At 72.3% G+C, this 14,685-nt stretch carries 13 protein-coding genes; 6 read left to right on the forward strand and 7 right to left on the reverse strand.

From position 1 onward, the window contains the following. The 4 genes from CCN56_RS25590 to CCN56_RS25605 form a co-directional block, all read right to left on the reverse strand. A partial coding sequence (locus CCN56_RS25590) for a peptidase dimerization domain-containing protein (RefSeq protein ID WP_373412899.1) occupies positions 1–728 on the reverse strand: 728 nt, incomplete at its 3' end. Next, on the reverse strand, positions 725–1,399 hold the full coding sequence (locus tag CCN56_RS25595) for a DUF1028 domain-containing protein (protein ID WP_086830340.1): 675 nt from the start codon (positions 1,397–1,399) through the stop codon (positions 725–727). The genes CCN56_RS25595 and CCN56_RS25590, both read right to left, overlap by 4 nt. Next, a complete protein-coding gene (locus CCN56_RS25600) occupies positions 1,396–1,926 on the reverse strand; it encodes a RidA family protein (protein ID WP_256962134.1) in 531 nt (176 codons plus the stop codon). The genes CCN56_RS25595 and CCN56_RS25600 overlap by 4 nt, the downstream gene beginning before the upstream one ends. Positions 1,927–1,936: 10 nt before the next feature. Further along, entirely contained in the window at positions 1,937–3,208 is a 1,272-nt protein-coding gene (locus CCN56_RS25605) for an NAD(P)/FAD-dependent oxidoreductase (protein WP_086830341.1), read from the reverse strand. A 477-nt stretch (positions 3,209–3,685) separates the two neighbouring features. Here CCN56_RS25605 and CCN56_RS25610 point away from each other — a divergent pair, with 477 nt between their 5' ends. From CCN56_RS25610 to xdhC, 3 genes are read left to right on the forward strand one after another with little or no spacing between them, the layout of a single operon-like run. After that, positions 3,686–5,149 (forward strand): xanthine dehydrogenase small subunit, encoded by a 1,464-nt coding sequence (locus tag CCN56_RS25610; protein WP_086830342.1) that lies wholly within the window; start codon positions 3,686–3,688, stop codon positions 5,147–5,149. After that, positions 5,146–7,506, forward strand: a complete 2,361-nt coding sequence (gene xdhB, locus CCN56_RS25615; RefSeq protein WP_086830343.1) for a xanthine dehydrogenase molybdopterin binding subunit — start codon at positions 5,146–5,148, stop codon at positions 7,504–7,506. Before CCN56_RS25610 ends, xdhB begins: the two co-directional genes overlap by 4 nt. 1 nt (position 7,507) lies before the next feature. Next, the gene (xdhC, locus tag CCN56_RS25620; RefSeq protein WP_086830344.1) at positions 7,508–8,317 is read left to right on the forward strand and encodes a xanthine dehydrogenase accessory protein XdhC; all 810 of its coding nucleotides are present in this window, start codon (positions 7,508–7,510) and stop codon (positions 8,315–8,317) included. Positions 8,318–8,372: 55 nt separating this feature from the next. Here xdhC and CCN56_RS25625 read toward each other — a convergent pair whose 3' ends face one another. Continuing rightward, entirely contained in the window at positions 8,373–9,563 is a 1,191-nt protein-coding gene (locus tag CCN56_RS25625; RefSeq protein ID WP_086830345.1) for a S8 family peptidase, read from the reverse strand. Between the two features lie 148 nt (positions 9,564–9,711). Here CCN56_RS25625 and CCN56_RS25630 point away from each other — a divergent pair, with 148 nt between their 5' ends. From CCN56_RS25630 to CCN56_RS25640, 3 genes are all read left to right on the forward strand, one after another. Further along, on the forward strand, positions 9,712–10,155 hold the full coding sequence (locus tag CCN56_RS25630; RefSeq protein ID WP_086830346.1) for a VOC family protein: 444 nt from the start codon (positions 9,712–9,714) through the stop codon (positions 10,153–10,155). 247 nt (positions 10,156–10,402) lie between these two features. Then, positions 10,403–11,263 (forward strand): DUF1684 domain-containing protein, encoded by an 861-nt coding sequence (locus CCN56_RS25635; RefSeq protein ID WP_086830347.1) that lies wholly within the window; start codon positions 10,403–10,405, stop codon positions 11,261–11,263. A gap of 225 nt (positions 11,264–11,488) precedes the next feature. Next, positions 11,489–12,067 carry a rhodanese-like domain-containing protein gene (locus tag CCN56_RS25640; RefSeq protein ID WP_086830348.1) on the forward strand — a complete coding sequence of 193 codons (579 nt, stop codon included), beginning with the start codon at positions 11,489–11,491 and terminating at the stop codon, positions 12,065–12,067. Here the strand turns inward: CCN56_RS25640 and CCN56_RS25645 are convergent. Continuing rightward, positions 12,006–13,346 (reverse strand): solute carrier family 23 protein, encoded by a 1,341-nt coding sequence (locus CCN56_RS25645; RefSeq protein WP_086830349.1) that lies wholly within the window; start codon positions 13,344–13,346, stop codon positions 12,006–12,008. The two genes, CCN56_RS25640 and CCN56_RS25645, sit on opposite strands and share 62 nt — an antisense overlap. Continuing rightward, positions 13,343–14,467 (reverse strand): aryl-sulfate sulfotransferase, encoded by a 1,125-nt coding sequence (locus tag CCN56_RS25650; protein ID WP_086830350.1) that lies wholly within the window; start codon positions 14,465–14,467, stop codon positions 13,343–13,345. Before CCN56_RS25650 ends, CCN56_RS25645 begins: the two co-directional genes overlap by 4 nt. Between the last annotated feature and the right edge of the window lie 218 nt (positions 14,468–14,685).

Raw genomic sequence — 14,685 nt, forward strand, 5'->3', positions numbered from 1 at the left:
GTCTCCGCCCGTACGTACCACCGTCCGGTCGAGCGCTCCGGGATGGCGTTCGGGGCGTCCCCGGCGTGGATCACCACGCCGTGCACCCGGGCGGAGGGCGGGAGTTGCTGGCGGAGGAGGCCGATCGCGACCTGGGCGACGGTGAAGGCGTCGGCCGCGTTGATCCCGGCCTCCGGGTAGGCCGCGGCGTGCGCGGACTTCCCGGTGTACGCGATCTTGGAGTGGCTGACCGCGAACGGACGGGCCTCGGCGACGTCGACCGGCGCCGGGTGCACCATCATCGCGAGGTCCACCCCGGCGAAGGCGCCCCGGTCGAGCAGCTCGATCTTGCCGCCGCCGCCCTCCTCGGCCGGGGTGCCGTAGACCTCGACGGTGAGGCCGGCGTCGTCGGCGACGGCCGCGAGGCCGAGCGCGGCCCCGACCGAGCTCGCCGCGATGAGGTTGTGCCCGCACGCGTGGCCGAGGCCGGGCAGCGCGTCGTACTCGGCGCACAGGGCGATCCGTACGGGCCCGCTGCCGAACCGGGCGTGGAACGCCGTCTCCAGGCCCAGGTGGGACGAGGTGACGTCGAATCCGGCCCGGTCGAGGAGTTCCGGCACGGCGGCCGCAGCCCGGTGCTCCTCCCAGGCGGTCTCCGGATCGGCGTGAAGCCGCTCGGAGAGCGCGACCAGCTCCTCGGCCCGGCGGTCGACCGCCTGCCGGGCGGCCTCCTTCACGTCCCCTGTCACCGGTCCCCCGGGACGCCGTACGAGGGCGCGGAGGCGGGGTCGAGTCCGCGCCGCACGTAGTCGTCGCGCTGTGGCAGCCAGACGTCGAGGAGTTCGCCGAGCCGGTCCACGGGGGCGTCGGCCCAGTCCACCCGCAGATCGGTCACCCGCCAGTCGACGTCCGCGACCACCGCCAGGCCCGCGGAGTGCACGGGCCCCTCCTCGCCGCCTGCCGCGACGGCGGCCTTCAGGGCGGCGAGGAGACGCTCTTCGAGCTCCCCCCCGGCAGCGGCGTAGGCGTCGAGGAGGACGCCGGGGACGTGGGTGCCGGACAGCATGTTGCCGGCGGCGACCGCGCCGTCCGCGGTGGCCGAGGCGTATGTGCCGAGCGTCCGCGTCCCGCTGTGCGCGAACCCGGGACCGGAGCGGCCGAGGACGGTCAGCTGCCGGTACGCGATGGTCTCGGCGTTCCGGGCGGCGCCGGTGACGTCGGCCAGGGCGCGTTCCGGGTCCGCGTGCTCGGCGAGGCCCGCGAGGAGGCTCGTGCCGAGCGTGGGGTCGGTGATGTTCTGCGAGGTCGCCGCGCCGACCCCGGGCCGCAGATGGGCGACCCGGGCGAAGACGGCCGGACTCGACGAGCTCGCCACGACGCCGAACCGCTCTCCGTCGCGTACGAGAAGGGAGAAGGTCATGCCCGTGCCTCCTCGGGGATCACGGCGATCGCGTCGATCTCGCACAGCCACTCCGGGCGGGCGAGGGCGGAGACGACCAGACCGGTCGAGATGGGGTGCACGCCCTTGGTCCAGCGGCCGACGGTGCGGTAGACCGCCTCGCGGTAGCGGGGGTCGATGAGGTAGATCGTCAGCTTGACCAGGTGCTCCATGCGGCTGCCCGCCTCTTCGAGCAGCATCCTGATGTTGGCCATGGCGCGCTCGGCCTGGGCCTCGGCGTCGCCGATGCCGACGGACTCACTGGTGTCGAGGTCCTGGCCGATCTGGCCCCGGACGTACACCGTGTTCCCGGCGACGACGGCCTGGCAGAGGTCGTTGTCGAGGTTCTGCTCGGGATAGGTCTCGCGGGTGTTGAACGGGCGGATCCGGGTGTGCCCGCCGGCGACGATCGGGGCGTTCGGGGCCGGAGTCGAGGTCGTATCCGGAGTCGTATTCGAGGTCGTATCCGGAGTTGTATTCGAGGTCGTATCCGGGGTCGTGGAGGTCATGGTCTGCTCCTCAGTGCTTCCGGTCGGCGGGGTCGTACGCGAGATAGCCGCGCTGCCGCGCGATGTGGTCGGCGACGTACCGGGCGTCGTGCCAGACGCCCCAGATGAAGCTCGACCCGCGGCGGGACAGCCAGGGCAGGCCCAGGAAGTACACGCCGGGCTCGACGGACACGCCCCGCTGCTGGTCCGGCCGGCCGTTCTCGTCGAACGCGTCGACGTCGAGCCAGCCGTAGTCGCTCGCGAAGCCCGTCGCCCAGACGATGGAGGTGACGCCGGCCTCGGCGAGGTCGAGCTCCAGGCGGGGGCTGGTCACGCAGTCCGGGTCCGGCCCGAGGACATGGGCCTCCGGCTCCTCGGGGAGGTCGAGCCCGTTGCGCTCGACGTACGCGTCGGCGGCCCGCAGGAACTCCAGGTACTTGGCGTCGCCGAAGACGATGTTCTCGGCGAGGTCCGGTGCGAAACGCAGGACGCCGTCGTCGTGGGACGCGGTCAGACCGACGAGTTCGATGCCGGCGCCGGCCAGGTCCCGGAAGTCCACCGTGTGACCGCCGCGCGCACCGCTGACCGCGATGGTGACGTGCTCGGCGCCCCGGGGAGGCGTCTGCGCGTCCCAGATCCCGAGCACACCGAGCCACCAGCAGAAGTCGCGTCCCCGGTACGCGCGGGGCGGACGGTCGTGCGGGCCGACCGAGAGGAGGACCCGGCGCCCGGAGCGGCGCAGTTCGTCGGCGATCTGGACCCCCGAGGAACCGGCCCCGACGACGAGGACCGCGCCCTCGGGCAGCTGCCCCGGGTTGCGGTACGCGCTGGAGTGGATCTGCGTGGGGACGGCGCCGTCCGGCACGACGGGCGGGATCACGGGCCGCTGGAACGCCCCGGTCGCGGCCACGACGAAGCGCGCGTCGATCGTGCCCTGCGAGGTCTCGACGCGGAAGCCGGGCCGGCCGGTGTGCTTCCGCACCGAGGTCACCTCGACGCCGCTGCGGACGGGGGCGCCTATCTTCTCGGCGTACGCGACGAAGTAGTCGGCGACCTGCTCCTTCGACGCGAAGGCGTCGGGGGCGAGGTCGGCGAACTCCAGGCCGGGGAAGCGGTCGTGCCACGCGGGCCCGTTCGCGACCAGGGAGTCCCACCGCTCGGAGCGCCACCGCTCTGCGATCCGGTGCCGCTCGAGGACGGTGTGCGGGATGCCGTGGGCGCCCAGGTGCTCGCTCATCGCGACGCCCGCCTGCCCCGCCCCGACGACGACCACTTCGGTCTCTTCATGCTCTTCGTGCGGCATGTGTGCCTCCGCTCTCGTGGACTGTGCTACCGCACGGCACATCCTTGGAGCGGCCCATGGAACTGTCCAACAGATGTTTTCGTTGGGGGTCATCTGATTCAGAGATGTACGCAGTTCGGACGGCTCTTGACCTCGGTGATCGCCGGGCATTAATTTGCAGCTTCGACCCATGACGACCGAGAGGAGGCGACCGGCGGATGAACACCAGCTCCGACCTGAGTCGCCTCGCCCACATCACGGTCTGGGTTCCGGGTCGCATCGCCCACGGCTGCTGACGACGCCGTTCCGCCGTGCCCGTCCGTGGGCACGTCCCCGGTTTCCCGGTTTTCCGGTTTCCCTTCACCGCTTCCCGGCACGCCGCTGTCGCGTGCCGTTCCGCGCCCGCTTCTCCGCCGTGGCGCGTCTGAACACAGAAAGCTGCCCGACATTGGCGAACATGATGAACCGACCCATCGCGCACGGAAACGAGGGCCCGTCATGGTAGCGGCGCGTATCACCGTCAACGGCGAAGAAGCACCGATCGCACCCTCCGCGCCCCACACCACGGTGCTCGACTTCCTGCGCGAGCGCGGCCTCACCGGCACCAAGGAGGGCTGCGCCGAGGGCGAGTGCGGCGCCTGCTCGGTCCTGGTGGCCCGCCCCGGGGTGGACAAGCCCACCGACTGGGTGGCGGTCAACGCCTGCCTGGTCCCGGTCGCGGCGCTCGACGGCCAGGAGATCGTCACCTCCGAGGGCCTCGCCACCGCCGGCGCACCCGGCACGCCGCCCGCCCTGCACCCCGTGCAGGAGGAGATGGCGGTCCGCGGCGGATCCCAATGCGGTTACTGCACACCGGGGTTCGTGTGCAGCATGGCCGCCGAGTACTACCGGCCCGACCGGTGCGCCCACGCGGACGCGGACGCCGGCACCGACGCCGAGCACGGTCCCAACGGTTTCGACCTGCACGCGCTGAGCGGCAACCTGTGCCGCTGTACGGGCTACCGCCCCATCCGCGACGCCGCGTTCGCCGTCGGCACGCCCACCGACGAGGACCCCCTCGCTCGGCGCCGCGAGCAGGCCCCGCCCGCGCCGGTCGCCACCGAGTACGCCCAGGACGACAGCGTGTTCCTCCGGAAGGGCACCCTGGCCGAGACGCTGCGGCTGCTGCGCGAGCGGCCGGACGCGGTGGTGGTCGCCGGTTCCACCGACTGGGGCGTGGAGGTGAACATCCGCTCCCGGCGGGCGGGTTGTGTGGTCGCCGTCGACCGACTTCCCGAACTGCGGGAGCTGCGCGTCGCGTCCGACTCCATCGAGATCGGTGCGGCGCTCACCCTCACCGAGATCGAGCGCCGCCTCGACGGCGAAGTCCCGCTCCTCGCGGAGTTGTTCCCCCAGTTCGCGTCCCGGCTGATCCGCAACGGCGCGACCCTCGGCGGCAATCTGGGGACCGGCTCCCCCATCGGCGACAGCCCGCCGGCGCTGCTCGCGCTCGACGCGTCGGTGGTGCTCGCCGACGCCGACGGCGAGCGCGAGGTCCCCCTCTCCGACTACTTCACCGGCTACCGGCAGAGCGTGCGCCGTCCCGGCGAGCTGATCCGCGCGGTGCGCGTCCCGCTGCCGCTGTCGCCGGTCGTGGCCTTCCACAAGATCGCCAAGCGGCGTTTCGACGACATCTCCAGCGTCGCGGTCGCCTTCGCGCTCGACGTCGAGGGCGGGATCGTCCGCAAGGCGCGCATCGGTCTGGGCGGTGTCGCCGCCACCCCGATCCGCGCGCTCGCCACCGAGGCGGCCCTGGAGGGCAGGCCGTGGACGGCGGAGACCGTCGAGGCCGTGGCGCCGGTGCTGCGGGACGAGGGCACGCCGATGAGCGATCACCGGGCGAGCGCGGCCTACCGCTCCGCGATGCTCGGCCAGAGCCTGCTGAAGCTGTACGCGCGAACCACCGAGGCGGTGTCGTCATGAGCCAGTTGTCCCAGCGTCCCGAGAAGCCCGTCGTCGGCCTCTCCATGCCGCACGAGAGCGCCGCCCAGCACGTCACCGGCACCGCGCTCTACACCGACGACCTGGTCCACCGCACCAAGGACGTCCTGCACGCCTACCCGGTCCAGGTCATGAAGGCCCACGGCAGGATCACCGCGCTGCGCACCGGGCCGGCGCTCGACGTGCCCGGCGTGGTGCACGTCCTGACCGGTGCCGACGTGCCCGGCGTCAACGACGCCGGGATGAAGCACGACGAGCCGCTCTTCCCCGACGTGGTCATGTTCCACGGGCACGCGGTCGCCTGGGTGCTCGGCGAGACCCTCGAGGCGGCCCGGCTCGGTGCCGCGGCCGTCGAGGTGGACCTCGACGAACAGCCCTCCCTGATCACGCTCCAGGAGGCGATCGCCGCCGACAGCTTCCACGGCGCCCGGCCCGTGATGGTGACCGGCGACGTCGACGCGGGGTTCGCCGACTCCGCGCACGTGTTCACCGGCGAGCTGCAGTTCTCCGACCAGGAGCACTTCTACCTGGAGACGCACGCGGCCCTCGCCTACGTCGACGAGGCCGAGCAGGTCTTCGTCCAGAGCAGCACCCAGCATCCTTCCGAGACCCAGGAGATCGTCGCGCACGTCCTCGGCCTGCACAGTCACGAGGTGACCGTGCAGTGCCTGCGGATGGGCGGCGGTTTCGGCGGCAAGGAGATGCAGCCGCACGGCTTCGCGGCCGTCGCCGCGCTCGGCGCCAAGCTGACCGGCCGCCCGGTCCGGGTCCGGCTCAACCGGACCCAGGACCTCACCATGTCCGGCAAGCGGCACGGCTTCCACGCCTCGTGGCGGATCGGCTTCGACGCCGAGGGCCGCATCCAGGCCCTCGACGCCACCCTGACGGCGGACGGCGGCTGGAGCCTGGACCTGTCCGAGCCGGTGGTGGCCCGCGCGCTGTGCCACATCGACAACACGTACTGGCTGCCCAACGCCCGTATCACCGGTCGCATCGCCCGGACCAACAAAGTCTCCAACACCGCGTTCCGCGGCTTCGGCGGGCCGCAGGGCATGCTGGTGATCGAGGACATCATGGGCCGGTGCGCACCGCTGCTCGGTCTCGATCCGGCGGAGCTGCGGGAGCGCAACTTCTACCGGAAGGGCCAGTCGACGCCGTACGGGCAGCCGGTCGTCCAGCCGGAGCGGATCTCCGCCGTCTGGGAGCAGGTCAAGGAGAACGCGGACTTCGCCGACCGCCGGCGCGAGATCGCCGCGTTCAACGCCGCGCACCCGCACACCAAGCGGGCCCTCGCGCTCACCGGCCTCAAGTTCGGCATCTCGTTCAACCTCACCGCCTTCAACCAGGGCGGCGCGCTGGTGCTGATCTACAAGGACGGCTCGGTCCTGATCAACCACGGCGGCACCGAGATGGGCCAGGGCCTGCACACCAAGATGCTCCAGGTGGCCGCGACCACGCTGGGCATCCCGCTGCACAAGGTGCGCCTCGCCCCGACCCGTACGGACAAGGTGCCCAACACCTCCGCCACCGCCGCCAGCGCGGGGACGGACCTCAACGGCGCGGCGGTGAAGAACGCCTGCGAGCAGCTGCACGAACGGCTGCTCCAGGTGGCCGCCACCCAGCTCGGCTCGAACGCCTCGGACGTACGCATCGTCGAGGGCGTCGCGCGCGGCCTCGGCAGCGACAAGGAGCTGGCCTGGGACGACCTCGTCCGCACCGCGTACCTCCAGCGGGTGCAGCTGTCGGCGGCCGGTTTCTACCGGACCGAGGGGCTGCACTGGGACGCGAAGACCTTCTACGGCTCGCCGTTCAAGTACTTCGCCCACGGCGCCGCCGCGGCCGAGGTGGAGGTGGACGGCTTCACCGGCGCGTACCGCATCCGGCGGGTGGACATCGTGCACGACGTCGGCGACAGCCTGTCCCCGATGATCGACATCGGTCAGGTCGAGGGCGGTTTCGTGCAGGGCGCGGGCTGGCTGACCCTGGAGGACCTGCGCTGGGACGCCGGCGACGGGCCGCACCGCGGCCGTCTCCTGACGCAGGCGGCGAGCACGTACAAGCTGCCGAGCTTCTCCGAGATGCCCGAGGAGTTCCACGTCACGCTCCTTCAGAACGCCGGCGAGGAGGGCGCGGTCTACGGGTCGAAGGCGGTGGGCGAGCCTCCGCTGATGCTGGCCTTCTCGGTACGGGAGGCGCTGCGGCAGGCCGCCGCCGCGTTCGGTCCGGGCGGGACCAGTGTCGAACTGGCCTCGCCCGCGACGCCGGAGGCGGTGTACTGGGCGATCGAGACGGCGCGCGACAGGGCCCGGACCGGTGCGGAAGCGCTGAGCGGTGCCTGACATGACGTGGTTCGCCGCGGTCGCGCGGTTGCGGGCACACCGGGAGTCCGGCGTGCTCGTGACCGTCGCGACCGTGCGCGGCCACGCCCCGCGCGACGCCGGCGCGAAGCTCGTGGTGGGACGGACCGAGACCTGGGGCTCGATCGGCGGCGGCAACGTGGAGGCCGTCGCGATCGACCGGGCCCGGGAGATGATCGCCGCGTCCGAGGCGGAGCCGGAGCTGCTCGATTTCGCCCTGAACGACAAGGTGACCAACCGGCACGGCGTGCAGTGCTGCGGCGGCACGGTCTCGGTGCTGCTCGAACCGCTGCCGGTGGTACGGGCGGTGGCGATCTTCGGCGTCGGGCACGTCGGCCTCGAACTGGCCCGGATCCTGGCCCGTCAGGACCTCGACCTCCATCTGATCGACAGCCGCGCCGACACCCTCGCCGAGGAGCGGCTCGACGTGCTCGCGGACGCGGTGGCGCAGGTGCGCGTGCACCACACGCCGCTGCTGCCCGAGGAGGTCCTGGAGGAGCTGCCGCCCGGCACCCACGTCCTGATCATGACCCATGACCACGCCGAGGACGCCGCCCTGTGCGACGCCGCCCTGCGGGCGCCGCACCTCGGCTCCATCGGTCTGATCGGGTCGGCGGCCAAGTGGGCGAGGTTCCGCAAGCGCCTCTCCACCGAGGGCGGTCACGACGAGGCCGTCATCGGCCGGATCAAGACCCCGATCGGTCTCGCCGACATCACCGGCAAGGAACCGGCGACGATCGCGGTGAGCGTGGCCGCCGATCTGCTGCGCACCTTCGAGACCGAAGGCGCCTGAGGGTGCCCCGCACATGCGCGTGCGCATGTGCGGGGCACCCTGGCGTCAGGAGCGGCTACAGGCCGCCGGTGTACAGCAGCTTGTTGGGGGTGCCGCCGCTGACGTTGGTCAGGAGGCCCTTCGTCGTGTTGTCGAGGATCCACCCGGCGACCTCGGCCGGGGCTGCCGTGGGGTGCTCGGCCTTGTAGAGCGCGGCGACGCCGGCGACGTGCGGGGCGGCCATGGAGGTGCCGTTCTCGGCGACGGAGCCGCCGCCGATCCGCGCCGAGACGATGGCCTGGCCGGGTGCGAAGAGTTCGACGCACGGGCCGTAGTTGGAGAAGGAGGCCTCCTCGTCCCAGATGGTGGAGGCCGCGACGGTGAGCGCGCCCGACGCCGACGCGGGCGAGACGTTGCAGGCGTCCTTCGAGGAGTTCCCCGCCGCGATGACGGGCAGCACGCCGGCGTTGTAGAGCGCCGTGGCGGCGTCGTTCAGGGCCGCCGACCGGTCCCCGCCCAGGGAGCCGTTCAGGACCGCCGGCTGCTTGGCGTTCCTGGCGACCCAGTCGAGTCCGGCGATCATGCCCGAGTACGCACCGCGCCCGTCGCAGCCGAGGACCCGGACGCTCACCAGACCGGCCTTGCGGGCGACCCCGTACGTCTTGCCGGCGACCGTGCCCGCGACGTGCGTGCCGTGGCCGTTGCAGTCCTGGCCGAACCGTCCGTCGCCCATCGCGTCGAAGCCGAAGGTGGCGCGGCCGCCGAACTCGTCGTGCTGGTAGTCGATGCCGGTGTCGAGGATGTACGCGGTCACCCCGGCGCCGTTGCCGCGGGTGGTGAAGTCGTTGTCGAGCGGCAGGTTCCACTGGTTGATCCGGTCCAGGCCCCAGGAGGCGGCCGGGCTCCGGTTCTCCGGCGGCGTGGCCGGCTGGGGCGGCGCGAGCGCCACCGCGTCCTCCTCGACCGACGTCACCCCCGGGGTCTTCCTGACGATCGCCAGCTGAGACTCGGTCAGCGGGGCCGCGAACCCGTTGATGGCCTTCTCGTAGACGAACGTGGGCCTGAGGTTCAGCTTCCGGGCGGCCTCGGCGGCGTCGACCGTCCTGTCGAGGGTCACGATGTACTTGCCGGGCACCGCGTCGGCGGCGGTGACGAGCGGGGCCGGGGTCGGCTCCGGTCCGGCGGCGGCCCCGGACGCCGTCGGGGCGGTGACGGCGAGGGCGGTCAGGGCGGCGCTCGCGAGAGCGAGTCTGGTAGGTGTATTCATGCCGGTGAGGGCACCATGCAGAAACGATCAGGACCTACGACATTTCTGAGCGATTCCGATCGATTCCAACGGATGACGCACAGATCACCGCCCCTTTGCTCCACTGGTGTCACGATTTCGTCGTACCCGAGATGTCAGGAGACCCCGCATGGCGATCCAGCGGATGGACAACGTCCTCATCGTCGTCGAAGACCTCGACGCCGTCGTGTCGTTCTTCGTCGAGCTCGGCATGGAGCTGGAGGGCAGGATGCCCGTCGAGGGGCGATGGGTGGACCGGGTCATCGGGATCGACGACTCCCGGCAGGACATCGCCATGCTGCGGACCCCGGACGGCCACGGGAAGATCGAGCTGGCGAAGTTCCACACCCCGAAGGCGATCGGCGGCGGGCCGCGGGACGCGCCGGTGAACACGCCGGGCATCCGGCGCGTCATGTTCGCCGTCGACGACGTCGACGCGACCGTCACCCGCCTGCGCGCCTCCCACGGCGCCGAGCTCGTCGGCGAGGTGGTGCGGTACGAGGACGTCTACCGGCTCTGCTACCTCCGCGGCCCCGAGGGCATCGTCGTCGGACTGGCCGAAGAGCTCGGCTGAGCCGCTGCCGACCGTGCGGGAATCACTGGCGCCCCGCACCGGAGTTGTGTTCTCCTGAACGCATGAGCCTTCTCGTGACGCGCCGACACGTGGACTACGTGCGCGTCACGACCATGGCGTGTTCCCGCTGACACCGAGGCCTCGACCCGGCGTCCGGACACCGACGCACACGCCCCCACGACTCCTGGGCGCCCCCTGACGGCCTCGTCCTGCCTTCACACCCTTTCACCTCAGCAGGAGGAGACGCATGAGCGTCCATGACACCACCCATGCCCCCGAGGCCGCCCGCGAGGCGGTCGACGTCGATCCGGAGCTCTTCGCCACGGAGTGGGAGAAGTGGCACCGGGACAAGGACGCTCGGCTCGCCTCGGCGCACGGCTTCCTCGCGATCACCGGTCTGCACTGGCTGTCCGCCGAACCACAGGGCTTCCCCGGTGTGCCGGGTACCTGGTCGACGGGCCCCGAAGGCGTCGTCGTGGAGCTCGACGAGGGCACCGAACTCGTCGTCGACGGCGTGGCCGTACGAGGCCGGCACCTCTTCGGCGTCATCCCGGAGCGCGGCGGTGTCGACGCCGTCTGGGGCGACACCGTGATCGAGGTCGCCAAGCGCGGCGGCAACGACATCATCCGCCCGCGGCACCCCGAGCACCCGCTGCGGGTCGCCTTCACCGGCACGCCCGCGTACGAGCCCGATCCGCGCTGGGTGGTCACCGGCCGGTACGAGGTCTTCGACGCGCCCCGGCCGACGACGGTCGGCGCCTCGGTGGAGGGTCTCCAGCACGTGTACGACGCTCCGGGGCGCGTCGTCTTCCCGCTGGGCGGACGGGAGTTGAGCCTGACCGCGTTCAACGGGCACGCGCCCGGCAGCCTCACGCTGCTGTTCACCGACGAGACCTCGGGCGTCACCACGTACGCGGCCAACCGGAACCTCACGGTGGAGGCCCCCGGGCCCGACGGCACCGTCGTGCTCGACTTCAACCGCGCGGTCAACCTGCCCTGCGCCTACACCGACTTCGCGACCTGCCCGCTGCCGCCGGCCGAGAACCGGCTGCCCGTCGCGGTCGAGGCCGGCGAGCGGATCCCCCACGAGCGCGGCCCGGTCGACTAGGACCTGTCCGACCCTGATCCGCCGGACAGGCCCTGGCGGGGCCCGCCGGCGGTGTCGCCGTGGAGTGCCGCCACGACGTGACGGCGTCGTGGCAACCCTGTGGCGATCCCGTCCGCTTCCCGGCGGCGCGGCCCCGACTCGCCTGGCATCCCGGGACACGGCCCCGCCGCCGGCGCGTTCCGTTTCTCGCCAGGACGCGCAAGGACTCCCAAGGACAGGTTCCCCATGGGCATTTCCCGCACCCTCAGCGTCGACGAAGCACTGCCACGGCTGCCCGAGCTGAACGTGGTCGACGTCCGGACCCCCGGCGAGTTCGCCTCCGGCCGCCTGCCGGGTGCCGTCAACATCCCCTTCGAGCGCATCGACGGCAGCCTGGCGGAGCTGCGGCAGGCCGCCGAGAGCGGGCCGCTGCTCCTGGTGTGCGCCTCCGGCGCCCGCTCCGGCAAGGGCGCCGCGGTCCTCGCCGCCCACGGGATCGCCGCCGCGAGCCTCACCGGCGGCACCCGCGCCTGGGCCGACGCCGGGCACGGGCCCGAGTACCCGCCCGGCCCCGCACGAGCGGTCTGGGGGATGGAGCGTCAGGTGCGGTTCACCGCCGGAACCCTCGTACTGCTCGGCCTGGTCCTCGGGCTGCTCGTGCATCCGGCGTTCCGGTTCCTGTCGGCGGCGATCGCGGGAGGTCTGGTGTTCTCCGCGCTCACCGACACCTGCGGCATGGCGGTGGTCCTGGGCCGGCTTCCTTTCAACCGGCGCGGCCAGGGACTTCCGTACCTCCGGACCGGATGCGGCCGAGCAGCGCGGTGAGGAGGACCGCCGTCAGGGTTCCGGCGACGACGCCGCTGCCCAGGATCGTGCGGGCCCAGCCGGGGAACCCCGCGTACAGGTCCGGGCTGAGCAGCGGGAGCAGTCCCGCGGTGAGCGCGAGCGCGGCCGTCAGCGAGCCCGTGCCCGTACCGGACAGATCGGCGCGGCGGAGCATCTCGACGCCCATGACGGCGATCACGGCGTAGACGACGAGAGCCGAGCCGCCGACGACCGCTTCGGGTATGCCCGCCAGTGCCCGGGAGACGGGCGTGGCCAGGCCGAGGACGACCAGGAGCGCTCCGGCGCCGGCGGTCACGAAGCGGCTGCGGACCCCGGTGAGCCGGCCGATGCCGATGTTCTCGGCGCTGGTGGCCATCAGGGAGGTGCCGAACAGGCCGCCGACCAGGGAGACCAGGGCATCGGCGCGGGCGACGCGCGGAACGTCCCGCTCGGGAGCCGGAGTCCGGCCCACGGTCTCGCTGTTGAGCACGGTCTGTCCGGTGATCTCGGCCAGCGTGGTGAGGCTGAACACGAGCAGCGGAAGCGCGGCCACCAGGTCGAACCGGGGCGTGCCGAAGGGCAGGAGCACGGGCAGCGCGAAGCCGCTGCCGGCGGCCGGGCCGAAGGAGCCCAGGCCGGTCCCCGCCGCGATGGCGGTTCCCGCCGCCATTCCGATGAGGACGGAGGTCTGTCGCCAGACGCCGCGCAGGAACACGTACGCGGCGACGGTCGCCGCCACCGTGAGCGCGGCGAGAAGCACCGCGCTCGGCTCCCCCGTACCGTCGGGACCGGTGACGAGCCGGGCGGCGACCCGGATCATCGCGATCCCGATGAGCAGCACGGTCACGCCCATGACCAGGGGCGGGAAGAGCCGTACGACACGGGCGTACACGGGAAGGACCGCGAGCAGCAGTCCGGCGGCCAGGAGGACGGCGCCGGTGGCGGTCGCCGGCCCGTGCTCCTGGGCGATCTGGAGGAACAGCGCGGTCGCCGCGCCGCCGGGCAGCATCACGAACGGCAGGCGGCCGCCGATCCGCCAGGCGCCGAGGGACTGGAGCAGGGCGCCCGCGCCGCACAGCAGCAGGACGGTGCTGAGCAGCGAGGCCGTCGCGCCGGGCGACGTCTTCAGGCTGCCGGCGACGAGGAAGACGGTGGAGACCGGGGCGGCGATCATCGCCAGGACGTGCTGGGCCGCGAGGGGGGCCAGGCGCCGGAACGGGACGTGTGCGTCGACGTCCTCGGTCCCGGGCCGGTCGGTGGTTCCGACGGCGGTCGTCATGCCGTCGCCTCCAGCCACGGGATGTCGGCCGCGGTGTAGCGGTAGGCGCGGAAGACGGCGTTGGGCTCGGACGGGAAGAGGCCGCGGACCTCGCTCTCGCCGTAGCCGGCGAAGTACGGGACGACGTACTCCCAGCACAGGTAGCCGTCCTTCGTCACCTCGAAGAGGCGGCCGGACGGGGAGTCGGTGACGAGCGTGTTGCCGTTCGGCAGGCGCTGCGCCGAGCCCATGAAGGGTGCGAAGAAGAACTCGCGGGCCGGGTCGTGGTACTCCCACACGATCTCGCCGTCGGTCCGGTCGATCTCGATGACGCGGGAGTAGGGGACGTCCTGGCCGGGCCGGAAGACGCCGTTGTCGAAGACGAGGAGCCGGCCGTCGTCCAGTTCGGTGGGCGCGTGCTGCTGGCTGACGGTGCCGGGGCGGCTGCGCCAGAGGATCTCGCCGGTGTCGCGGCTGATGACGACGACGGCCGAGACGCTCCGCAGGCTCGCGAGGATGTTGCCGTCCCGCAGGGGCGTGACGCTGTTGATCAGCGGCCAGTGCTCGCGGGCGTAGGCCTCGTGCAGCGGGAAGGAGTCGCGGTCGAGGTGCTCGGCGGCGCGCCAGGACCACAGGAGTTCGCCGTCGGGGCCGACCTCCTTGATGGTGTCGGCCCAGACGAGGCCGCCCTCGGCCCCGGAGCCGGGCACTCCGCCGCGTACCGCCGCGGCCTCGGCCCCGGCGAGGGGTTCCAGGGCGGTGTAGAGGATGCGGCCGTCGTCGAGGTGGTGGGCGTCGTGGTGCTGGAGGGGGTCCCGGTGCTCGCTCAACACGGTTCCGTCGGGTGCCGCGCGGAGCATGACGCCGCCCCGGTACTTGTGCCACATCGGGAAGAGGGCCTTCTCCCCCGGGAGGACGCCGTTGTGGGCGAGGGTGCCGTCGGCGAGGAGCCGGGCGTGGCGGCCGGGGCGGTACGGCAGGTCCCACCGGTGGACGGTGCGGCCGTGGAGGTCGATCAGATGGACCTCGCCGGTGCCGGTGAGCGGTGCGTAGAGGGTGTAGCCCTCGGACGCGGCCGTCTCGTCGAGGGCGATGAGGCCGGTGGGACGTCGGCGGCGTGAGTTCTGGTCGATCGGGGGCACGTCGGAGCTCCTTCTTCAAACTTTCTTTGATGAGAACAACCGACTTTGACGTTAGAGACGTTGTGTGACGGGCGTGTGTCGGGAGTACGAAACCGTCTCCGGGCTCCGACCTACCGCCGCGTAGGGTGCGGTCATGCATCACGGGGCGGGAAAGGACGGGACATCCATGGAGGCCACGAACACACCGCGGGTGGGTGCCGCCGTGCGCCGCCGGCGGC

Source organism: Streptomyces sp. NRRL B-24572 (assembly GCF_002156145.1).
In the GTDB taxonomy this organism is placed as follows: domain Bacteria; phylum Actinomycetota; class Actinomycetes; order Streptomycetales; family Streptomycetaceae; genus Streptomyces; species Streptomyces vietnamensis.

Coding starts and splice junctions, on each gene's coding strand:
- CCN56_RS25595 (WP_086830340.1), bottom strand. CDS start 1,399: ATGACCTTCTCCCTTCTCGTACGCGACGGAGAGCGGTTCGGCGTCGTG.
- CCN56_RS25600 (WP_256962134.1), bottom strand. CDS start 1,926: ATGACCTCCACGACCCCGGATACGACCTCGAATACAACTCCGGATACG.
- CCN56_RS25605 (WP_086830341.1), bottom strand. CDS start 3,208: ATGCCGCACGAAGAGCATGAAGAGACCGAAGTGGTCGTCGTCGGGGCG.
- CCN56_RS25610 (WP_086830342.1), top strand. CDS start 3,686: ATGGTAGCGGCGCGTATCACCGTCAACGGCGAAGAAGCACCGATCGCA.
- xdhB (WP_086830343.1), top strand. CDS start 5,146: ATGAGCCAGTTGTCCCAGCGTCCCGAGAAGCCCGTCGTCGGCCTCTCC.
- xdhC (WP_086830344.1), top strand. CDS start 7,508: ATGACGTGGTTCGCCGCGGTCGCGCGGTTGCGGGCACACCGGGAGTCC.
- CCN56_RS25625 (WP_086830345.1), bottom strand. CDS start 9,563: ATGAATACACCTACCAGACTCGCTCTCGCGAGCGCCGCCCTGACCGCC.
- CCN56_RS25630 (WP_086830346.1), top strand. CDS start 9,712: ATGGCGATCCAGCGGATGGACAACGTCCTCATCGTCGTCGAAGACCTC.
- CCN56_RS25635 (WP_086830347.1), top strand. CDS start 10,403: ATGAGCGTCCATGACACCACCCATGCCCCCGAGGCCGCCCGCGAGGCG.
- CCN56_RS25640 (WP_086830348.1), top strand. CDS start 11,489: ATGGGCATTTCCCGCACCCTCAGCGTCGACGAAGCACTGCCACGGCTG.
- CCN56_RS25645 (WP_086830349.1), bottom strand. CDS start 13,346: ATGACGACCGCCGTCGGAACCACCGACCGGCCCGGGACCGAGGACGTC.